The following is a 19,955-nucleotide window of genomic DNA, read 5'->3' on the forward strand; positions in this document are numbered from 1 at the left end:
AAGTAATCCCCCATTCAGCCCGGCGCAAGCCGGGCTTTTTTCTGTCAGTGCTCCTGACCCCGGCACTCACAGCTTGCCTTGCCTTGCCTTGCCTTGCCTTGCCTTGCCTTGCCTTGCAAAACAGCAAACCAGAAAACAGCCAGCATAGAAACAAAAAAAGCCATCCCGACGGGATGGCTTGGCTGCTCATAACCTCTTATGCGTCAACAAACGGCGCGTGAGCAGAATGAAGAAGAGTCACTCTGCCACTGACAGCGGCACCTTGCAGAGAGATCCGGGTTGCATGCTCAGGAGTGAATACACGTCCGGTCATTACCTGCTCACCACCATTAATAAAAATTTCCAGCGATGAGCTGTCGGCCAGAATCTGCAATGTTACCGACTCACTGTTCAACACCAGTTCACGGATTGTATCGCCCTGGCGGATCAAGGTTTGGGAGCGATCAAAACGCAGCACACCCTGCTGTTTATCCAGCGTCAGTACCACTTTATGTTTATCGTCATGCATCAGGTGCAGTTCGCTGCCCCACGCCAGCGTGACCACCAGCTCGAAACTCTTGGTACTCAGGTCAAGCGGCTTATCATTCAAGTTGACCTGACGGGTTTCACCACGCAGTAAATCCAGTTCAGCCGCCGGCTGTTGCAGCACCCGCCCGTTAAGCCAGCGTAATTCACGCATCGAGGTTAACTGGTGCAGCCAACCATGATCACAACTCGGTTGATCTAACTCATCCGGTAATCCCATCCAGCCGCACATCACACGGCGCCCGTCCGGGGTTTGTACACTTTGCGGCGCATAAAAATCAAACCCTTCGTCCAGGGCCCAGCCTTCGATAAAATCAAAGCCGCCCTGCTCATCCTGATTAACGCGGAAGATACGGTTTTGGTGCACAATATTGTGATGCAGGTTTTCAGATTCAATGCCTTGCGGGCCAAACACCACAAACCATTCATTGCTAAGCTCAAACCAGTCCGGGCACTCCCACATATAACCGTAAGGAGAAAGCTCATCACCATATAGCTTATCAAACTGCCAGTTAAGCAGATCATCAGAATGATAAACGGCAAGTCGTCCCTGCAGAGATTCGGTCTGAGCACCCAGCAACATATGCCAGCGCCCTTGATGAAACGCCACTTTCGGGTCACGGATATGTTCGGTCACCCCCGGCGGCAACTCTCGAATCAGCGGTCCTAATTTTTCAAACTGCCCGTCTGCGTTCATACGGGCCGAACACTGCATAGTCTGGCGCTGACGATCAGGCCCCAAACGAGTATTGCCGGTATAAAACAGCATTAAATCATCGCCATGACTGACTGCATGGCCGGAAAAGACCCCGTGGCTGTCAAACCAGTCGGACGGGGTTAAGGCCACAGACTGCCAGTGCCAGCTAATCAAATCATCACTTGTGAGATGAACCCAGTATTTGTCTTTGTGCTCACAGGAATATGGATACCATTGATAGAACAGGTGGTAAGCCCCATCATGGTAGATAAAACCATTGGGATCGTTGAGCAAGCCTTGCGGCGGAGAAATATGCCACTGCGGGCGATAGTGAGATGGCCGGGCGACACGATACTGCGCGGCTTTAATCTGCTGCCTGGCGGCAATAGAGCGGCCGACCAAGGCCAGATCCTCATCCTGAATGGTATTATCACGTTTTATACTCAGTTGCCACTCTCCGAGTACGGACTCCGCCGTGACCTCATCTGGTAGTGAACAGACAGCGTGGCGATCGGATACCGCAACGACTATGCGCCCGTCCGGCGCCAAAATCCGTTGAATGTTATCGAGCCCGCCCGCGAGTTCGATAAGTCTCTGTAACGACATAAACTGACCTAATAGCTAATTTCGGGAACGTTCTCAAAATATACAACTAACCACTGTCAGGCAAGTGTTTCCAATTTTTATAGCAAGGTTATGCAGATGTGTGTGAAGCCGGACACACAAACTCCGCCTGATAGGCGGCCGAAGCCGAACATTCAGGCGGTTGTGAAACACAAATGTTATGTGAGAACAGATGTTATGTGAGAATGGTCGGCAACGATGATCAGAGCAGGATCGTCACACACAGGTTTCACGGACAATGTTCTGAAATGTCAGCACCACTTTACTCATTTCCTGTCCTTGACCGGCAATCCGGTCCAGCAGCATTTTAGCGGCATTTTCACCTGCTTTATCAAACGCATAATTGAAGGTTGATAACCCGGGATTACTGACAAACGCCAGTTCATCATTCCCGACGCCCAGCACTTTCACCTGCTTACCAACCTGAATACCGGCCGCCTGCAGCGCTTTTACCGCCCCTACTGCCAGACGGTCTGTCGCACAGAACAAGCCATCGAGTTGCGGATAGTCGCGCATCGCTTGCTGTGCCAGCCGATGACCGGACTCAATCGAAAAGTCACCACGCAGATGACAAACCAACGACTGGTTATGCATCGTCAGCGCCTGCTCTAGCCCCTGACCGCGCTGCACATCGACCGCGATATCATCACTCTGTACGCCGATAAAGCCAACACGCTGGCAGCCTGCCGCTACCAGACGGTTGCCCGCTTCAAAGCCAACCCGGGTATCGTCATGAACCACGCTGGGAATATCGTGCAGAGAACCATCTTGCCCGACCAGCACGACCGGCACTGCAGAGTTCTGAATCTCTTTAATCAGCGGCATGTCGAGGTGGGTCGCATAAAAAATAATGCCCTCGACCCGTTTTTGATTGAAGATGCGGATGTATTCCAGCTCTTTGGCATGCATCTGATGAGTGTTGGCCAGCAGGACATGCTTACCATTTTGTTCCAGTATCTTGGTCAGGCCATCCACACCCTGTGCGGTGGCATGGGAAGACACCCGTGGCACAATCACACCAATCAGATTGGTCTTCTGTGATTTAAGATCTTTAGCCACCTGATTGACGACGTAGCCGCACTCGGACACCGCCTGAAGCACTTTCACTTTAGTCGACTCTTTGACCCCGTATTCATCATTAATGACGCGCGAGACCGTCGATTTTGACACCCCGGCCAACCTGGCCACATCGTGCAAACTTGCCATGCCATATCCTATTACGCTGCGAAAATTGGGATTGATTGCAGAATGAACCGACATCAACCACCTAACTAGCGTGATTTTAACCTTGTTTTGCCCTTTTTCCTTCTCGGTTTTGCTGATCTTTCTCACAGAATAAACGAGATGCTTTTGACCGGCGGTTTTTTATTGACAAGAATGCGTCTTGCAAACGTTCCCGAAAATTCAAAAATAACGCAGTTAACCACTATACTGACAAGTAACAAGAACCGGAGTGAGTTATGGACTATCCAGTCATAGCAAAGCAACTTCTCGAGCACCTGGGCGGTAAAGAAAACCTTCAGGCGCTGGCACACTGCGCAACCAGACTGCGTCTTGCAGTCAAAGACGAAAATAAGATTGACGAAAAGGCCATTGACGGACTGCAGGGCGTAAAAGGCCAGTTTAAAGTCGCAGGTCAATACCAGATCATTTTTGGATCCGGCATTGTCAACCAGGTTTATGCCGAGATGGCTAAACTGACTGGCATGGCTGAAATGTCGACTAATGACGTAGCCGCAGCCGGGGCAGATAAGCAAAATCTGCTGCAGCGCGCGGTTAAAGGCCTGTCGGATATTTTTGTCCCCATCATTCCGGCCATTGTCGCCGGCGGTCTGCTGATGGGGTTGTTTAATGTTCTGACCGCAAAAGGGCTGTTTATTGACGGGCAATCTCTGATTGACGCCAACCCGGGACTGGCTGATTTGGCCAGCATGATCAACACCTTTGCCAACGCGCCTTTTGTTTATTTACCCGTCTTACTGGCATTTTCCGCATCACGTAAGTTCGGTGGTAACCCCTTCCTGGGCGCGGCACTGGGTATGCTGATGGTGCACCCGGACCTGCTTAATGGCTGGGGTTTTGGCAGCGCGGCTGTCCATGGCACGGTACCGACCTGGAATATACTCGGGCTGGAAATCGAAAAAGTCGGTTATCAGGGCTCTGTACTGCCGGTTCTGGTCTCGGCATTTATTCTGGCCAAAGTTGAGCTGGGGCTGCGTAAGGTTGTCCCTTCGGTACTCGATAACCTGCTGACTCCGATGCTGGCAATTTTTATCACCGGCTTTCTGACCTTCACTCTGGTTGGCCCTATTACCCGTGATGTTGGCTTTATGCTCGGTGATGGCCTGAGTTGGTTATATGACTCAGCGGGTTTCGTTGGCGGTGCGGTATTTGGCCTGATTTACGCTCCGTTTGTCATTACCGGTATGCACCACAGCTTTATCGCGATTGAAACCCAGTTGCTGGCTGATGTCGTCACCACAGGCGGTACGTTCATCTTCCCAATTGCAGCAATGTCGAACGTTGCACAGGGCGCGGCTGCATTGGCAGTGGCATTTACCACCAAAGACGTGAAACAAAAAGGCATCGCGATGCCATCGGGTATTACAGCGCTGCTTGGCATCACTGAACCCGCCATGTTCGGCGTTAACCTCAAGCTACGCTACCCGTTTATCGCTGCGATTATTGGTGCTGCGGTATCCGGCGCTTTCCTGACCTTGTTCCACGTAAAAGCACACGCTTTGGGCGCAGCCGGTATTCCGGGCATTATCTCCATCAATCCGGAAAAAATCGGTTACTACGTGGTGGGTATGGTGATTTCGTTTGCGGTCGCCTTCGGTCTGACCATAGTGCTGGGGATGCGTCAAAAAGCCAAGCAAGGCGTCAGTACTACAGCCTGATCTACATAGATAATCACTGGCTGATGACGAACAAAACGCCCGGCTTTCGCCGGGCGTTGTTTTCTCTGTGCTTAACTCAGAACTGGTAACCCAGTTTGACTTCAATCGTACGCTCCGCTCCGTACCAGCAGTTCATATTGTCGTAACAGGTATAGGATTTTTCATCGAACAGATTGCTGGCAATCACGTCGGCGCTGACGCCCTGCAGACGCTCACTGATTTTGCCCAAGTCGTAGCCCAGCGACAAATCAACCATGGTGTAGTCCGGTACTTTGCCCTGGGTATTCGTCGCATCCATCATCATGCTGCCGACATAACGTGCGCCTGCGCTGACCCGGCTGCCATCAAGCACTCCCTGATCAATCTGATAGGTGCTCCACAGTGTGGCGCTGTGCTCAGGGACGTAAATCGGTGTCGTGCCCTGCAGGCCGTTGGCGCTGTCTTTAGTAACCTCAACATCGGAATAGGTGTAACTGGCGGCAATATCCCAGCCAGGGGTTACCCACCAGCGCCCTTCGACTTCGATCCCCTGTGAACGTACTTCGCCGACCTGAATATCATCCTGATAATCCGCGGAAGAAGGATCGGTCACCACAACATCGTTTTTGAGGATATGGTACAAAGAGATGCTGCCTTGCTTGCTCATATCCGCCGATTGGTATTTGACCCCGACTTCCACCTGTTCACCGGTTTCAGGCTTAAACGGCTGGCCGAATTGGCTGTCGACCCCGGCAACCGGAGAGAAGCTGGTCGCGAAGCTGGCAAAAGGCGCCAGGCCAGAATCAAATTCGTATAATGCACCGACCCGATAGGTAAACTCATTATCATCCGCATCCGTGCTGTAACCGGACACCTCACTGCTGCTGGTATAATGATCAAAGCGGCCGCCGCCAATCAGCACCCAGCGATTCCAGCGTAACTGATCCTGAAAGTAGAAACCCAACTGTTTGATGGATATATCGTAGGCATACAAATCCGTCTGCGTGAGGCTACTGCGATCCAACAGGTTATTGTCAGGTGCAAAGAGGTTGAATGCGCCAAAATCGCTCTCAGTAGTCTGATAAGTCCGATAGTCCGAATTGCCCTTGAGACGCTGATAATCGAGACCCAACAACAGGTTGTGTTCCACACTGCCCCAGCTAACCTGACCTGACAGCTGGTTATCGACCACAATGCCGTGCGAATCTTCATCCGTGCTGTAGATGTTGCGCTGCAGATTGCCCGTCACGGCATCAAATTGTCCGGCGCTGTGATAGGTGTTTTCCTGATAAAGCGTGGCATCGGTATAACGCAGACTTTGCAGCAAAGACCACTCGGCATTAAAATCATGCTGGATTTTGTAGCCTAGCATCCAAAATTCCCGCTCAAACTTGCTCCAGTTACGGTCACCGGCCGAGGTCGATGGCGACGTTGAACCATATGGATTTCCGGTTACGGTGCCTGATGCCGGTAAAGCGGAATTCATTCCCATATCCGGATCTTTTTGATAGTACAGATTCAGGTTGAGTAACGTATCGTCCGTAATTTGCCAGTCCAGAGACGGGGCAATCACGTAACGTTCTTCTTCAGTGCCGTCGACCTGGCCATCCTGTTTACGGGATTTAGCCAGCAAACGATAGCGCAGGTCGCCATCCCCAAGCGGACCGGTGGTATCGAGTGTGACCTGTTTGAGGTTACGCGACCCGCCGGAAACCGACAGCTCAGTATGTCGCTGGGGCTGCGGTTTTTTAGCAATCACATTCACCATGCCGCCAGGCGGCATGGCACCATACAGCACAGAGGTCGGCCCTTTAAAAATTTCCACCTGTTGCATCGCAATCGGATCAATCTGCGGCTGCAGGTTCCAGCCTTTCAGATACTGCACCAACATACCATCGTAATAGCTCTGATTAGATTCAAAACCACGAATATAGAAATTATCAAGTAAGGTGACTGAACCACCTTTGGTTTCCGTCACCACACCCGGCGCGTAACGTACCGCCTGGCCAAGTGAGGTGACAGCACGCTGCTGCAGTTGCTCCCCTTCAATCACGCTGATGCCCTGAGGCGTTTCTTGCGGTGCTAACGTGGTTTTCGTTGCGGTGTTGCGATAGGTTTTGCCCAGTATAGTGACCGTATCGACTGGTGGATTGTCTGCTTGCGCTGCCAAGGCAAATGGAGTGGCGAAAGCCGCCATGATCGCCACAGCGATCGGAGAAAATGTAGAATGCTTAACAACAGCCATGTGAAATAACTACCCTGCTTTTATTTATGAGAATACATATCATTTGTATTCTAAGCAAAGTACACCACGGAAAGTTAACAATTTGGAGCATGTTAATCCGTTCGTGCGGTAATCGGTAACCAGTATTCCATTGCCGCGTTATCGCAGGCGCAGTTGTAATCAGCCGGATAGCGCTCCAGCTCAAATCCGTCCACTCCCCGATAAGGAGAATCCGGCAGCCATTCAAAAATAAACCATTCCAGAGTATCAGCCAGTTGCGAAACCGGTCCGCAATGTTTCACCACCGCATAAGTTTGCGCCGGAATACGCACCGAATTTAACCCCGCCATCCAATGACTTCCAGTCGCCCAGTAGCGCAGCTGACCATGTTCACTGCCGACCCGGGTCACATCGATGACGCCCGTCAAGGGACCAGATTTGCTATCGCTTGGACAAGAAAAATATGTCTGCCAGATTTTCGGCACCTGAGTCGTGAAATCCGGTTGTGAAGAGAGTAAACCGCGGATAGTCGTGGCGACACCGAACAACTCAAATTCTGCTTGGCTTTCCAGCCGAACATCAACCAGACGAGTACAGCGCTCACCACGCGGCGCAAATTGTTGCACCTGCAATGGTTTACGTAAGCCTGTGCGCTGCCCTTGCTGGCGATATTGGCGCGGACTGATACCGAAATGATGTTTAAAGGTGCGACTAAAACTGACTTCAGAGCTAAAACCGAGGGCCAGTGCAATATCAATCACTCGCTCCTGACTGCATACAAGACGCTCAGCGGCTTCACTCAGCTTAAGCTCGCGTACATAGTTCGCCACCGTCAGACCGGTTTCATTGTGAAATACCCGTTGCAACTGCCAGCGCGACCAGCAACTCTGCTGTGAAAGCCGATCCAGCGATAAAGGCTGGTCTAGATGTTGGTGAATATATTCGAGCAAATTGCAGATTCGCGTAAATGAAGCGGATACAGCGCCCATGTAAACTGACTCCTGAGTACCTTTAGCTACTAGTGTCGCATAAAACCAATCTTAGTGAGAAGTGTTATCAACTAACCACTCTAGACAAGATTGAGTGCGTCAATCGAGCAAAAGTAGCGCTCAGTGATCAACAGTAGTAAAAATATCTGTTATCATCTGCGCCTTATAGTCGGGGAGCTGTAAAGCTGAGATCGCCGGAAGATTTGCCACAGGCAAAGCGTCATCGCGAGACCCGTAGAACCTGATTCAGTTAGTACTGACGTAGGGAACTATAGTGTTGTGGTAAGGCTTATAGGCGGGTTGAGATATAATAGCTCCCCCTGTCATCTCCCCCAACATGACCGCCTCGCGGCGGCTGTTTAGCAAAACCTGACAGGTGGTGCTAAACCGGTTCCTGATTGTCGGACGATTAGGAGCCCAAATGCCTCAATCAGATAATCAATCCCAATCCTCTCTTAATACACCGATTGTGCTGACCATTGCCGGTTCAGACAGTGGCGGCGGCGCCGGTATCCAGGCCGATATCAAAGCCATCTCAGCAACAGGCGGTTATGCCTGCAGCGTGATTACTGCCATAACCTCGCAAAACACCCAAGGTGTCAGTGCCATTCTGCCGGTGCCGGTTGAACATGTAGAAAGTCAGCTCGATGCGGTGTTCAGCGATCTCGATATCGTCGCGGTCAAAATTGGTATGCTGGCCGACAGTAACATCATTGCCGCTGTGGCGCGTAAACTGCGTCAGTATCAACCGCGTTTTGTGGTTTTGGATCCGGTCATGGTGGCCACCAGTGGCGATTTACTGCTGCAAAGTGCGGCAATCGACAGCCTGCAGCGGGAATTACTGCCACTGGCGACCCTGATCACGCCTAACCTGCCAGAAGCCGCGGCGCTGACTGGTCTGCCGCTCTGCGAGCAGGAGTCACAGCTTGAAGCGATGAGCGCAGCACTGCGCGCCCTGCCATGCCAGGCCGTGCTGCTCAAAGGCGGTCATCTGCCAGGTACCAGTCACAGCGATGACTGGCTACTGAGCGGCACGGACACGGCGGTATTCCGCGCTCAGCGGGTCGACACCCAAAACACGCATGGCACCGGTTGTACGCTGTCGTCAGCGATTGCTTGTTACCTCGCTCAGGGATTTACGCTGCAAGATGCCATTCGCCACGCTAAACACTACATCTCTCGGGCGATTGCCCATGCCGATGAGCTAGATGTTGGACGCGGTCACGGCCCGGTGCATCATTTCTTTGCCCTTTCGCCTATTCCATCATCTCAGCTGGAGTCTTTATGAATATTGAGCTTATCGCGCGTACCTTTCAGGCCCTGCGCGCCAATCAGCCATTGGTAGTCAGCATTACCAATTATGTAGTGATGAACAACAGTGCCAATGCGTTGCTGGCCGTCGGCGCGTCTCCGATCATGGCCCATTCACGCCGCGAAATGGATGAACTGATGCAGATTGCCGGAGCGCTGGTCATTAATATTGGCACCCTGGATGAAATCTGGATTGAGCGCATGGCATTTGCCATTGATGCAGCCAACCGTCACCACAAACCCGTCATCCTGGATCCGGTCGGCTGCGGCGCCAGTCGGTTACGTACAGAAACCTCACGTCGTTTCGCCGCTCAGGCAGAGCGGCTAATCATCCGTGCCAATGCTTCAGAAATCATGGCGCTGGCCGGTAGTGATACACAGGGGCAAGGGGTGGATGCCAGAGATGCCAGCCACAGCGCCATCTCCGCCGGGCAACAACTCGCAAGGCAATACCATGCCAGCGTGGTCATTTCCGGAGCGCAGGATTTTATCATCAGCGGCGATCAAGTCGCACAGTTGAGTAACGGCGACGCCATGATGCCCAAAGTGACCGGGATGGGATGCAGCCTGAGTGCTTTAACCGGCGCCTGCGCGGCATGTGGTGATCTGAGTGGTCTGAGCGCCGCAGCCATCATGGGTGTCGCCGGCGAACTGGCGGCTCAGCAGGCTCAAGGGCCGGGCAGCCTGCAGCTTGCCCTGCTCGATACGCTACACCTGCTGGATGAAAACAGCTTAATCGACAGAGTAAAGCTGCAAACTATGCCGCATCCAACTGACCCGAAGGCGTTCGAACTATGAGTGACTATCGTTTATACCTGGTCACCGATGACCAGCAGGATCTCACCAACTTATGTCAGGTGGTAAAGCAAGCCGTACGTGGCGGGGTAACCATGGTGCAGATCCGTGAAAAACATGGTGATGTGCGCGCCTTTATCCAACGCGCTGAAGCGATAAAACAGCTCCTGAGCGGTACAGGGGTGCCGCTGATCATCAACGACCGGGTCGATGTCGCCCTGGCTGTTGATGCTGACGGTGTGCACCTCGGGCAGAGCGATATGCCCGCCACCATCGCCCGCCAGTTGCTGGGAGCGGAGAAACTCCTTGGACTGTCGGTCGAAAATGAGCAGCAGTTTCAGGCGGCTCATCAGTTACCGGTCGACTACCTGGGGTTAAGTGCGATTTTTGCCACCCCGACCAAAACCGATACAGTCAAACATTGGGGGCTGGAAGGACTGACCTGGGCGATGCAGCACACCCGCCTGCCGCTGGTGGCGATCGGAGGTCTTAATCAGGGAAACCTTGCCCGTGTGGCCGCGACCGGCGTAGACGGCGTTGCTCTGGTATCGGCGATCAGCCATGCCAGCCAACCTGAACAGGCCGCCAGAGCATTGCGTGACTTGATTGATGCACATTCCCCGCACAAAGTCATTGCAAATAATTGAACAAGTGCGACAACCTGACTTGCTGTTGAGGCTATCCATAACGCCGTAGACTGGCTCCATCAAGCAACAGTACACCAACGGTTGAAAGCAATAAAAGCAATCCGCAGCAAGCGGGTGAGGAGCACAAGATGATTGAAGTAAGAGCGGCAGCAGCGCGTGGCCGGGCAAATTTTGGCTGGTTGGACAGTAAACATACCTTCTCGTTTGGCCACTATTACGATCCGGCGCACATGGGCTTTTCCGAGCTGCGCGTCATCAATGATGACCAAGTGACACCTGGCGCGGGCTTCGATACCCACGGTCACCGAGACATGGAAATCATCAGTTATGTGCTGGAGGGCACCATCGCCCACAAAGACAGTGCCGGCAATGTGAAAACCCTGCCGGCCGGTGAATTTCAGTTGATGTCGGCCGGGCGCGGAATTCACCACAGTGAATTCAATGCTTCCAACAGCGATACGCTGAAATTTCTGCAAATCTGGATTCAGCCTGATACGCTGGGCGGCGAGCCGGGTTACCAGCAGAAAGATTTCGGACAGGAGCCGGGGCTGACTACCATTGCCACGCCAACGGGTGAAAATGGCACGCTGCACATCAAACAGGATGTAACCCTGCACCAGCTAATCCTGCTGCCAGGCACTGATTTACACCTGGATGTAGCGCCGGGTCGCCGGATTTATATCCATCAGATAGACAGCGAACTGAACGTCAACGACGTCGTGCTCACGCCGGGCGATGGCGCAAAAATCAGCGCCGAAAGCGAGCTGCAGCTGCATAACGTCAGCGATGTTGCGGTCAAAGCTCTGGTGTTTGATCTGCCATAAGCTGGCAGCGCGGTATAACATTTGTTTAGCAGCGTGAGAAAAGTATAACAAGGGCCTGCCTATCTGCAGGCCCTTTTATCTATCCGGATTAAGCTTTATCAACCAACTCAGTACGTATCCCTGTTTTCAACACATATCCTGTTTTCAGTACACATAACGGTTTAATGGCGTCTAACGCTGGCTGAACTGACGGGTAGCAAGCACTGCACGGCGCACCGCTTTACTCACCAGCAGGCTGGCAACAATCACTACGCCGCTCGCCAGCAGCGTGCCCAGGGCATATTGCAGCAAGGCCCCCTGAGACTCAGCGCCCTGCACGATACCGTGACAGGCACTGAACAGCGCCACCGCGGCCAGCGCCAGCGCCTGCAACGCAGAACGGCGCATCGCAATCAGAGCCAATGGCAGCAGAACCAGCGATGCCATCACCACCGTTTCGATATGGCTGGTATTAACCCACTCAATGCCGGCCACAAAACCCATCGCTAGTGCGCCCAGTACCACACCAATCGCTTTAGACGCGGTCTTCCAGCCGTAAGGTGCGGCAAACATACCAATCAGCAGCAACGCCAGCAGATGATCGGCGCCGGTCAGCGGATGCATGAAGCCGTGTGCAAAACTGGCCGTGGTGTCATGGCCCGGATGAGCCCAGACCGCAGGACTGGCCAGCAATCCGCTCGCGGCCATCATTAATTTGGTTACTTTCATCACACTCTCCTTATCAATTATTATTCGGTAACCGTGACCTTGACGTCACGCTGAGCCAGCATTCCCTGGCGGACAATAAAATCGATCACGGTTTTCAGCCCGTCACCACGCATCAAGTTGGTAAATACAAACGGTTTTTCGCCGCGCATTTTTTTCGCATCCCGATCCATCACCTCCAGTGAAGCATTCACCATCGGCGCCAAATCGGTTTTATTAATGATCAGCAAATCCGATTTGGTGATCCCCGGCCCGCCTTTGCGCGGAATTTTATCCCCGGCGCACACATCAATCACATACAGGGTCAGATCCGACAGCTCAGGGCTGAACGTCGCACTGAGGTTATCGCCACCACTTTCCACCAGTACCAGTTCCAACCCGGCGTGACGCGCCTGCAGTTCATCAATCGCCGCCAGGTTCATCGACGCATCTTCACGAATCGCCGTGTGCGGACAACCGCCGGTTTCCACCCCAAGAATGCGGTCCGCTTCCAGAGCCTGATGACGCAGCAGAAATTCCGCATCTTCCTTGGTGTAAATATCATTGGTGACCACCGCCAGGTTGTAGTGTTCGCGCATCGCCAGACACAACTGGCGCAGCAGCGCGGTTTTACCTGAACCGACCGGGCCACCGACCCCGACTCGTAAGCATTGTGTACTCATTGTTTAACTCCTGAATAATCTTGAATACTGCGTCTCATGCCAGCTGCTGAGCATGGCAAAACGTTGCAGGGTTAAGCCGACCGAGGCGTCATCCAGTGACAGGCCCCTGTCTATCGCCGACTCGAATTTCGGCATCATCGCCAGCAGCACCTTTTGTGCGGCCGTCTGGCCAAGTGGAATGGCTTTACACGCCACCGTGATCTGATTTTCCAGCCAGGACCAGAGCCAGCCCACCACCGCCTGCTCCAGATCGAGGCCAAAATGGTGTGCGGCCTTGGCGTATAGCGGCAGGTAACTCATCTGCCGTGCCTCAGCAGGCAGTTCAACCTCCAGGCTGGTCAGCAAGCGGCATAAAGTCTGACCGAGGATCTGCTCTTCTTTCACCAGCTCCGCCGTCTCACGATAAGCCAGCAAGATTTGTTGCCAGTGTTGCAACGCAGCCAGGTCGTGCTGTTGCCACGCATGGTAGCAACGTGCCAGCATGGGAATATCCAGACTGGCCTGACCCTGCGCCAACAGCGGCTCCAGCCAGGCCATCAGGCTTTGCTCATTGGTGACCAGCTGGTGCTCAATGGCACTCTCCAGCCCCTGACTGTAAGCAAACGCACCAATCGGCAGGCTCGGACTGCTCAGATGCAGCAGCGAAAGCAGTGCCTGGGTCTTCATCAATGGTTGTGCTCCTCATGCTGATGATCACTGTGTGAATGATGGTGATCATGACGATGATTTGGATTGAGGCTATGGTCATGACTGTGAGCATGGCCGTGACTGTGTCCGCCGTGAGTGTGTCCGCCGCGACCATGGTAAGCCCCGTTTTCCGGACTGAATTCCGCTGTCATCGCGCGGCACGCCATACCAAGCAATTCCAGCATTTCCTGCAACACGTGATCGGGCTGAAAACGCAGCCAGCGCTCACCAATTTGCATCGGCACATGCCGGTTACCCATGTGGTAACAGGCGCGCGCAAATACCTGCCAGTCACTGCAACTGGCTTCAATCACCGCCTCCTGTTCTGCCACGACGGCGAATCTCTGCCCGCATTCGGTCAGCAGATGATCGCCGCTTTGCAGCACTTCGCCACGCTCCAGAAATACACCAACATCATGCCCCTGCGCACTCTGGGTGCGAAAGCGGCCTTTCTGGCGCACATCAAACGGCAGCATGACCTGATCAGCCACCTGTACGGGAGATTGATGCTCAGCATCCGCTATGCGTCTTATCACACGAAACATCCCCTTCTCCTTATGGATTAAAATAAACAATAACGTTGTGCGAGCGGCAGTTCAGTGGCCGGGTCGCAGGTCAACAACTGGCCGTCCGCACGCACTTCATAGGTTTGCGGATCGACCGTAATATTCGGCATGTAGCTGTTATGCACCATGTCGTGTTTGGTGACGCTGCGACAGTTGCGACACGCCACCAGCTCACGGCTCAGATTAAGGCGGCTGCGCAGTTCACCATCAATCGCAGCCTGACTGGTAAAGGTCACCGAAGTGGCGGCCGCGGCCTGACCAAAACCGCCGAACATGTAACGGTAATGAACCGGTTGCGGCGTCGGAATAGAGGCATTCGCATCGCCCATCGGCGCGGCCGCAATAAAGCCGCCTTTAAGGATCAGCGCCGGCTTGATACCGAAGAAAGCCGGCTTCCACAGCACGATATCGGCCAGCTTGCCCACTTCGAGTGAACCGACCATATGGTCGATGCCATGCGCCAGCGCCGGGTTAATGGTGTATTTGGCGATAAAGCGTTTGACCCGGAAGTTATCCGCGCCCAGCTCCCGATCCTGCTCCAGCAGGCCACGCTGCACTTTCATTTTGTGGGCGGTCTGCCAGGTGCGGCAGATCACTTCCCCAACCCGCCCCATCGCCTGCGAGTCTGAGGCGATCATCGAAAACGCACCCAGATCATGCAGAATGTCTTCGGCGGCAATCGTCTCTTTGCGGATGCGCGAATCGGCAAACGCTACGTCTTCCGGAATATTGGGGTCCAGATGGTGGCATACCATCAACATGTCGAGGTGCTCATCAATGGTGTTAACGGTATAAGGCCGGGTCGGGTTGGTCGATGACGGCAACACGTTCGGCTGACTGCAGGCCACGATGATATCCGGCGCGTGACCGCCGCCTGCACCTTCGGTGTGATAGGTATGTATGGTACGGCCTTTGAATGCCGCAATGGTGTCTTCAACAAAACCGGACTCGTTGAGCGTATCGGTATGGATAGCCACCTGCACATCATACTGTTCAGCGACGCTCAGGCAGTTATCAATCGCAGCGGGCGTGGTGCCCCAGTCCTCATGCAGTTTAAAGCCGCATGCGCCGGCTTCAACCTGCTCAATCAGCGGCTCCGGCAGGCTGGCATTACCTTTGGCAAGAAAGCCGAAGTTCATCGGCAGCAGGTCGGTACTGCGCAGCATCTGCGCCATATTCCACGCCCCCGGCGTACAGGTGGTCGCATTGGTTCCCGTGGCTGGGCCGGTACCGCCGCCAATCATGGTGGTGGTGCCCGACATCAGCGCTTCCTCTATCTGCTGCGGACAGATAAAGTGAATATGGGCGTCAATCGCACCGGCGGTGACAATGTGGCCTTCCCCGGCGATCACTTCCGTACTGGCGCCGATATGAATGGTAACCTGCGGCTGAATATCGCTGTTGCCAGCTTTGCCAATCGCATGGATACGGCCGTCTTTGATGCCGATATCGGCTTTGACAATCCCCCAGTGATCGACAATCAGCGCATTGGTGATCACGCAATCCACCACGTCAGCACAGCATTTCTGCCCCTGCCCCATGCCGTCACGAATCACCTTGCCGCCGCCAAATTTGACCTCATCGCCATAGACGGTGAAGTCCTGTTCAACCTCAATGATCAGATCGGTATCCGCGAGGCGCACCCGGTCACCGACCGTGGGTCCGTACATATCGGCGTAAGCCTGCCGACTTATCTGTGCCATGTGTTCATCCTTTACAATTTGCCCATCACTGCCGCGCGAAAGCCATACAGTGTCTGTTCACCGGCCAGCTCAACCAGTTCAATGCTGCGATTCTGGCCCGGTTCAAACCGCACTGCCGTGCCCGCGGCGATATTGAGGCGCATGCCGCGCGCCAGCTCGCGGTCAAAATCGAGCGCCGGGTTGGTTTCATAAAAATGGTAATGACTACCAACCTGAATCGGCCGGTCGCCGTGATTGACCACGGATAACGTCACCGTGCGCCGCCCGACATTTAAATCGAGCGTGTCGGGTCGAAGTAAGTACTCACCTGGTTTCATCACCGTCTCCTACTGAATCGGGTTGTGAACGGTAACCAGCTTGGTTCCGTCCGGAAACGTAGCCTCAACCTGCACTTCATCCAGCAGCTCGGCGATACCATCCATCACATCATTTTTACTCAGCAGATGACGCCCTTCGCTCATCAGTTGCGCCACGGTTTTACCATCACGCGCACCTTCCATAATCGCAGCGGAAATATAGGCCGCCGCTTCGGGATAATTGAGTTTGATGCCGCGCGCCAGACGACGCTCAGCCACCAGCGCCGCGGTAAACAGCAGCAATTTATCCTTATCTCTGGGTGACAGTTCCATTGTGTTCTCCTTCAGGTATTCCAGATACGGGGAATGCAGGCCTCGCGCCCGAGCAGGGCCGGGCGGATCAGTTGCCAGCAGCGTCTGAGCTGCTGCTGGGCCTGTTCGCTGCAGTCACCGAGATAACGCACCACCAGCACATCGAGCCGGTAGGTGATACTTAATGTCGCGTTGGCGCCGGCCGGAAACGCCTCTCGCATCCGTTCGAGTACGGCATCAACATCCTTGAGCCCGAAGGCCACCAGCATGCCGGAGACCAGATGACCGGCGTAAGCGCTGCTGGCCTGCAGCAGTGGGTCATCGGCGGCCAGATACTGACGCTCAAGCAGCAAAGGCCGCCCCTGGTGATACACCGCAAAGCGCTGCTCGATACTGCCGGAGACAAACGGCAACTGGCTTTTCGGCCGGCCAAGACAAAACACATCCATACCGATAAAACGAGCATCGCCAAGCAGGTTGACCGTGGTCTCCAGTTTGCCGTGCGCACCGTCAAACACGATGGTTTCCATCGGCAGCCACTCACAGCAAGCCTGTTCCACCTCGATTTCGACCAGCTGCTTTTGCACCACGCCCTGACTGTCAGCCCGGTAAATCTTACCGGCCGACGGAGTGGTCAGCAGCGCTTCACTGTCAGGCTGACAGCGGATCTGAATCGTCAGATCATCGCCAGATACCAGCCCGCCCGGAGGGTGCAGCAGGTAAACATGACACAACCCCTGTTCGGGATAAAATGGCCGCTGTACCCGCAGCGGACCGCGAAATTCCATATGGCGCAGCCGGGTCTGGCCCTCCGTGCGGTCAAATCCTAGGGCAAGATAGGCCGGCCAGTGACGCTCGGCCTGCTGGGATAAATTGAGAAAAGAGAGTTCGCCCATCGCCCTACACCGTCAGGTACTGTTTGACCAGCTTGTCATCAAGCGCGGCCATCTCACCGCTTGCCACCTGACGGCCACGATCGAGAATACAGAACCGGTCCGCCACTTTGCGCGCAAACGGCAGTTTCTGTTCCACCAGCAACACCGTCAGGCCGATGTCCTGATTGAGGCGGCGGATAATGTCACCGATTTCCGCCACCACATTGGGCTGAATACCCTCGGTCGGCTCATCGAGGATCAGCAGCTTGGGATTAATCACCAGCGCCCGGCCAATCGCCAGCTGCTGTTGCTGACCACCGGATAAATCGCCGCCGCGACGGTGTAACATCTCTTTCAGCACCGGAAACAGTTCATAGATAAATTCCGGCACCTGTTTGGCTCGGTCAGCGCGCACCGGCAGCCCGATGCGCAGGTTCTCTTCCACTGTCAGCAGCGGAAATATCTGCCGTCCCTGCGGCACATAGCCAATACCGAGCGGCGCGCGCTTTTCCGCCGCCAGCGGGACAATATTCTGACCGCGATAGTCAATCTGACCGCTTTTGACCGGCAGCAGGCCCATAATGCTCTGCAGCAGGGTGGTTTTGCCCACGCCGTTGCGCCCCATCAGGCAAGTGCACTGCCCTTCTGTCACATCAAGATCGAGATCCCACAGCGTATGGCTCTGGCCGTAAAACTGGTTGAGTCCTTTAACCTGTAACATCCTTATTCTCCTAAATAGACTTCAACCACCTGCGGGTTGGCCTGAACTTGCTCCATACTGCCTTCCGCCAGCACGCTGCCCTGATGTAACACGGTCACTTGCCGTGCCAGTGAACGGACAAAATCCATATCATGTTCAACCAGGATCACCGTACGCTCCCCAGCCAGCGAGGTCAGCAGTTCGCCGGTTTTATCCATCTCCTGATGCGTCATGCCCGCCACCGGTTCATCCACCAGCAGTAACTTGGGGTTTTGCATCAGTAACATGCCAATCTCCAGCCACTGCTTCTGTCCGTGCGACAAAGCACCCGCCAACTGAAAGCGTTGATCTGTCAGACCAATCTGTGCCAGTACATGATCGATAAAATCAATCTGGCTGCTGCTCAGACGCGCGGTCAGGGTCGACCACACCGTTTTGTCGCCCGCCATCGCCAGTTCCAGGTTGTGGAACACGCTCTGAAACTCAAACACCGTCGGTTTCTGAAATTTACGTCCGATGCCGGCCTGGGCAATTTCCGCCTCACTCATGGTCAGCAGGTTGATGTTCTGGCCGAACCAGGCGCTGCCGCAATCCGGTCGAGTCTTGCCGGTGATGATGTCCATCATGGTGGTTTTACCCGCCCCGTTGGGACCAATAATGCAGCGCAGTTCACCCTGTTTGATGTACAGATTGAGATCATTAATCGCTTTGAAACCATCAAAGCTGACACTGATGCCTTCCAGATAAAGCAGGACTCCTTTATCAACATTGAGCATCGGGTTAACGCTCGGCAGCATAAAGTCGTAGACGTGCTCACGGTCGGTCAGTTGTCGGGCGAAATTGAGTACACTCATGCCTGTTTCTCCTTCAGATTGATCAACCCAACCACGCCACGCGGCAGAAACAGTGTCACCAGCACGAACATAGCACCAAGACTGAACAGCCACACTTCCGGCAGGACTGCGGTGAAATAGCTTTTGGCATAGTTAACCGCCAGAGCACCGACCACGGCGCCATACAACGTGGCGCGGCCTCCGAGTGCCACCCACACCACCAGTTCAATCGAGTTAAGCGGCGAGAATTCTGACGGGTTGATGATGCCGACCTGCGGCACATACAGTGCACCGGCAATCCCGGCCAGCATGGCGGAGAAACAGAAAATCGCCAGCTTGAAATATTCCACTTTATAGCCGGTAAAACGGGTACGTGATTCAGCATCCCTTACCGCCATAGCCACCCGGCCAAGACGGCTGACCACAATCATCCGGCACGCCAGATACCCCAGTCCGAGCGCGATACCGGAGGCGACAAATAAGCCGACCCGGGTTGCATCCGACTGCAGGTCAAATCCGAGGATATCTTTAAAATCGGTCAGACCGTTATTGCCGCCAAAGCCCATTTCGTTGCGGAAAAACGCCAGCATCAGCGCATAAGTCAGCGCCTGGGTAATAATCGACAGATACACACCGGTCACCCGGGAACGGAACGCCAGCCAGCCGAACACAAACGCCAGTGCGCCCGGAACCAGCACAATCATCAGTGCAGCAAACCAGAACTGGTCAAACCCATGCCAGAACCACGGCAGCTCCTGCCAGTTGAGGAATACCATAAAATCCGGCAGTTCCGGGTTGCCGTATACGCCGCGATCGCCGACCTGACGCATCAGATACATCCCCATCGCATAACCGCCGAGAGCAAAAAACGCGGCATGACCAAGGCTGAGAATACCGAGATATCCCCACACCAGATCGACCGCCACCGCCAGCAGGGCATAAGTCAGATATTTGCCCATCAGGGTCAGGGTATAGGTCGAAACATGCAGCGCACTGTCTGCGCCGGTGGCCAGATTAAGCAGCGGAATCAGTGCCACCGCCACCACCAGCACCAGAAGAAACGTCTGGGTTGAACGGTCAAACAATTTGGGTTGTAACATC

General features: G+C 54.2%; 20 protein-coding genes and 1 riboswitch. Of the genes, 5 read left to right on the forward strand and 15 right to left on the reverse strand.

All coding sequences use genetic code 11. From position 1 onward, the window contains the following. Nucleotides 1–196: 196 nt before the first annotated feature. Complete coding sequence (locus tag J0X00_RS06330; protein WP_282477701.1) at nucleotides 197–1,828, reverse strand: glycoside hydrolase family 32 protein; 1,632 nt, start codon at nucleotides 1,826–1,828, stop codon at nucleotides 197–199. 234 nt (nucleotides 1,829–2,062) lie between these two features. Further along, nucleotides 2,063–3,052, reverse strand: coding sequence for a LacI family DNA-binding transcriptional regulator (locus J0X00_RS06335; protein ID WP_282477702.1), 990 nt, complete (start codon nucleotides 3,050–3,052; stop codon nucleotides 2,063–2,065). A 254-nt stretch (nucleotides 3,053–3,306) separates the two neighbouring features. Here J0X00_RS06335 and J0X00_RS06340 point away from each other — a divergent pair, with 254 nt between their 5' ends. Then, a complete protein-coding gene (locus J0X00_RS06340; protein WP_282477703.1) occupies nucleotides 3,307–4,746 on the forward strand; it encodes a sucrose-specific PTS transporter subunit IIBC in 1,440 nt (479 codons plus the stop codon). A gap of 76 nt (nucleotides 4,747–4,822) precedes the next feature. Here J0X00_RS06340 and J0X00_RS06345 read toward each other — a convergent pair whose 3' ends face one another. Together J0X00_RS06345 and J0X00_RS06350 are read right to left on the reverse strand one after the other, a co-directional pair. Further along, the gene (locus tag J0X00_RS06345) at nucleotides 4,823–6,970 is read right to left on the reverse strand and encodes a TonB-dependent siderophore receptor (RefSeq protein ID WP_282477704.1); all 2,148 of its coding nucleotides are present in this window, start codon (nucleotides 6,968–6,970) and stop codon (nucleotides 4,823–4,825) included. Nucleotides 6,971–7,062: 92 nt separating this feature from the next. Continuing rightward, the gene (locus tag J0X00_RS06350) at nucleotides 7,063–7,938 is read right to left on the reverse strand and encodes an AraC family transcriptional regulator (protein ID WP_282477705.1); all 876 of its coding nucleotides are present in this window, start codon (nucleotides 7,936–7,938) and stop codon (nucleotides 7,063–7,065) included. Nucleotides 7,939–8,098: 160 nt separating this feature from the next. Next, nucleotides 8,099–8,223: riboswitch (TPP riboswitch) on the forward strand. Between the two features lie 136 nt (nucleotides 8,224–8,359). Here J0X00_RS06350 and thiD point away from each other — a divergent pair. From thiD to J0X00_RS06370, 4 genes are all read left to right on the forward strand, one after another. Continuing rightward, nucleotides 8,360–9,226, forward strand: coding sequence for a bifunctional hydroxymethylpyrimidine kinase/phosphomethylpyrimidine kinase (thiD, locus tag J0X00_RS06355; protein ID WP_282477706.1), 867 nt, complete (start codon nucleotides 8,360–8,362; stop codon nucleotides 9,224–9,226). Next, a complete protein-coding gene (gene thiM / locus J0X00_RS06360; protein WP_282477707.1) occupies nucleotides 9,223–10,047 on the forward strand; it encodes a hydroxyethylthiazole kinase in 825 nt (274 codons plus the stop codon). The genes thiD and thiM overlap by 4 nt, the downstream gene beginning before the upstream one ends. After that, nucleotides 10,044–10,691 (forward strand): thiamine phosphate synthase, encoded by a 648-nt coding sequence (thiE, locus tag J0X00_RS06365; RefSeq protein ID WP_282477708.1) that lies wholly within the window; start codon nucleotides 10,044–10,046, stop codon nucleotides 10,689–10,691. The genes thiM and thiE overlap by 4 nt, the downstream gene beginning before the upstream one ends. A 128-nt stretch (nucleotides 10,692–10,819) precedes the next feature. Then, nucleotides 10,820–11,515 (forward strand): pirin family protein, encoded by a 696-nt coding sequence (locus J0X00_RS06370; RefSeq protein ID WP_282477709.1) that lies wholly within the window; start codon nucleotides 10,820–10,822, stop codon nucleotides 11,513–11,515. Between the two features lie 171 nt (nucleotides 11,516–11,686). Here the strand turns inward: J0X00_RS06370 and J0X00_RS06375 are convergent, their stop codons facing one another. The 11 genes from J0X00_RS06375 to urtC are packed head-to-tail and all read right to left on the reverse strand — an operon-like array spanning nucleotide 11,687 to nucleotide 19,954. Further along, nucleotides 11,687–12,223 (reverse strand): HupE/UreJ family protein, encoded by a 537-nt coding sequence (locus J0X00_RS06375; RefSeq protein ID WP_282477710.1) that lies wholly within the window; start codon nucleotides 12,221–12,223, stop codon nucleotides 11,687–11,689. Nucleotides 12,224–12,243: 20 nt separating this feature from the next. Next, nucleotides 12,244–12,882 (reverse strand): urease accessory protein UreG, encoded by a 639-nt coding sequence (ureG, locus tag J0X00_RS06380; RefSeq protein WP_136483100.1) that lies wholly within the window; start codon nucleotides 12,880–12,882, stop codon nucleotides 12,244–12,246. Between the two features lie 3 nt (nucleotides 12,883–12,885). After that, the gene (locus J0X00_RS06385; protein ID WP_136483196.1) at nucleotides 12,886–13,548 is read right to left on the reverse strand and encodes an urease accessory UreF family protein; all 663 of its coding nucleotides are present in this window, start codon (nucleotides 13,546–13,548) and stop codon (nucleotides 12,886–12,888) included. Further along, entirely contained in the window at nucleotides 13,548–14,114 is a 567-nt protein-coding gene (ureE, locus tag J0X00_RS06390) for an urease accessory protein UreE (RefSeq protein ID WP_282477711.1), read from the reverse strand. Before ureE ends, J0X00_RS06385 begins: the two co-directional genes overlap by 1 nt. A 17-nt stretch (nucleotides 14,115–14,131) precedes the next feature. After that, nucleotides 14,132–15,838 carry an urease subunit alpha gene (gene ureC, locus J0X00_RS06395; protein ID WP_282477712.1) on the reverse strand — a complete coding sequence of 569 codons (1,707 nt, stop codon included), beginning with the start codon at nucleotides 15,836–15,838 and terminating at the stop codon, nucleotides 14,132–14,134. 11 nt (nucleotides 15,839–15,849) lie between these two features. Then, nucleotides 15,850–16,155: an urease subunit beta gene (locus J0X00_RS06400; RefSeq protein ID WP_136483094.1), complete on the reverse strand. Its 306-nt coding sequence runs from the start codon at nucleotides 16,153–16,155 to the stop codon at nucleotides 15,850–15,852. Between the two features lie 9 nt (nucleotides 16,156–16,164). Continuing rightward, nucleotides 16,165–16,467 carry an urease subunit gamma gene (gene ureA / locus J0X00_RS06405; protein ID WP_136483092.1) on the reverse strand — a complete coding sequence of 101 codons (303 nt, stop codon included), beginning with the start codon at nucleotides 16,465–16,467 and terminating at the stop codon, nucleotides 16,165–16,167. A gap of 11 nt (nucleotides 16,468–16,478) precedes the next feature. Continuing rightward, nucleotides 16,479–17,342: an urease accessory protein UreD gene (locus J0X00_RS06410; protein ID WP_282477713.1), complete on the reverse strand. Its 864-nt coding sequence runs from the start codon at nucleotides 17,340–17,342 to the stop codon at nucleotides 16,479–16,481. Nucleotides 17,343–17,346: 4 nt separating this feature from the next. Continuing rightward, the gene (urtE, locus tag J0X00_RS06415; protein ID WP_282477714.1) at nucleotides 17,347–18,042 is read right to left on the reverse strand and encodes an urea ABC transporter ATP-binding subunit UrtE; all 696 of its coding nucleotides are present in this window, start codon (nucleotides 18,040–18,042) and stop codon (nucleotides 17,347–17,349) included. Nucleotides 18,043–18,044: 2 nt separating this feature from the next. Next, complete coding sequence (gene urtD / locus J0X00_RS06420; protein ID WP_282477715.1) at nucleotides 18,045–18,875, reverse strand: urea ABC transporter ATP-binding protein UrtD; 831 nt, start codon at nucleotides 18,873–18,875, stop codon at nucleotides 18,045–18,047. Beyond that, nucleotides 18,872–19,954: an urea ABC transporter permease subunit UrtC gene (gene urtC, locus J0X00_RS06425; RefSeq protein ID WP_136483084.1), complete on the reverse strand. Its 1,083-nt coding sequence runs from the start codon at nucleotides 19,952–19,954 to the stop codon at nucleotides 18,872–18,874. The genes urtD and urtC overlap by 4 nt, the downstream gene beginning before the upstream one ends. Nucleotide 19,955: the final 1 nt, after the last annotated feature.

The organism is Vibrio sp. ABG19 (assembly GCF_029962385.1).
Taxonomy (GTDB): domain Bacteria; phylum Pseudomonadota; class Gammaproteobacteria; order Enterobacterales; family Vibrionaceae; genus Vibrio; species Vibrio ostreae.

What these genes read in the sequence shown, in the direction of transcription:
- J0X00_RS06330 (WP_282477701.1), bottom strand. Translation starts at nt 1,828, where the DNA reads ATGTCGTTACAGAGACTTATCGAACTCGCGGGCGGGCTCGATAACATT.
- J0X00_RS06335 (WP_282477702.1), bottom strand. Translation starts at nt 3,052, where the DNA reads ATGGCAAGTTTGCACGATGTGGCCAGGTTGGCCGGGGTGTCAAAATCG.
- J0X00_RS06340 (WP_282477703.1), top strand. Translation starts at nt 3,307, where the DNA reads ATGGACTATCCAGTCATAGCAAAGCAACTTCTCGAGCACCTGGGCGGT.
- J0X00_RS06345 (WP_282477704.1), bottom strand. Translation starts at nt 6,970, where the DNA reads ATGGCTGTTGTTAAGCATTCTACATTTTCTCCGATCGCTGTGGCGATC.
- J0X00_RS06350 (WP_282477705.1), bottom strand. Translation starts at nt 7,938, where the DNA reads ATGGGCGCTGTATCCGCTTCATTTACGCGAATCTGCAATTTGCTCGAA.
- thiD (WP_282477706.1), top strand. Translation starts at nt 8,360, where the DNA reads ATGCCTCAATCAGATAATCAATCCCAATCCTCTCTTAATACACCGATT.
- thiM (WP_282477707.1), top strand. Translation starts at nt 9,223, where the DNA reads ATGAATATTGAGCTTATCGCGCGTACCTTTCAGGCCCTGCGCGCCAAT.
- thiE (WP_282477708.1), top strand. Translation starts at nt 10,044, where the DNA reads ATGAGTGACTATCGTTTATACCTGGTCACCGATGACCAGCAGGATCTC.
- J0X00_RS06370 (WP_282477709.1), top strand. Translation starts at nt 10,820, where the DNA reads ATGATTGAAGTAAGAGCGGCAGCAGCGCGTGGCCGGGCAAATTTTGGC.
- J0X00_RS06375 (WP_282477710.1), bottom strand. Translation starts at nt 12,223, where the DNA reads ATGAAAGTAACCAAATTAATGATGGCCGCGAGCGGATTGCTGGCCAGT.
- ureG (WP_136483100.1), bottom strand. Translation starts at nt 12,882, where the DNA reads ATGAGTACACAATGCTTACGAGTCGGGGTCGGTGGCCCGGTCGGTTCA.
- J0X00_RS06385 (WP_136483196.1), bottom strand. Translation starts at nt 13,548, where the DNA reads ATGAAGACCCAGGCACTGCTTTCGCTGCTGCATCTGAGCAGTCCGAGC.
- ureE (WP_282477711.1), bottom strand. Translation starts at nt 14,114, where the DNA reads ATGTTTCGTGTGATAAGACGCATAGCGGATGCTGAGCATCAATCTCCC.
- ureC (WP_282477712.1), bottom strand. Translation starts at nt 15,838, where the DNA reads ATGGCACAGATAAGTCGGCAGGCTTACGCCGATATGTACGGACCCACG.
- J0X00_RS06400 (WP_136483094.1), bottom strand. Translation starts at nt 16,155, where the DNA reads ATGAAACCAGGTGAGTACTTACTTCGACCCGACACGCTCGATTTAAAT.
- ureA (WP_136483092.1), bottom strand. Translation starts at nt 16,467, where the DNA reads ATGGAACTGTCACCCAGAGATAAGGATAAATTGCTGCTGTTTACCGCG.
- J0X00_RS06410 (WP_282477713.1), bottom strand. Translation starts at nt 17,342, where the DNA reads ATGGGCGAACTCTCTTTTCTCAATTTATCCCAGCAGGCCGAGCGTCAC.
- urtE (WP_282477714.1), bottom strand. Translation starts at nt 18,042, where the DNA reads ATGTTACAGGTTAAAGGACTCAACCAGTTTTACGGCCAGAGCCATACG.
- urtD (WP_282477715.1), bottom strand. Translation starts at nt 18,875, where the DNA reads ATGAGTGTACTCAATTTCGCCCGACAACTGACCGACCGTGAGCACGTC.
- urtC (WP_136483084.1), bottom strand. Translation starts at nt 19,954, where the DNA reads ATGTTACAACCCAAATTGTTTGACCGTTCAACCCAGACGTTTCTTCTG.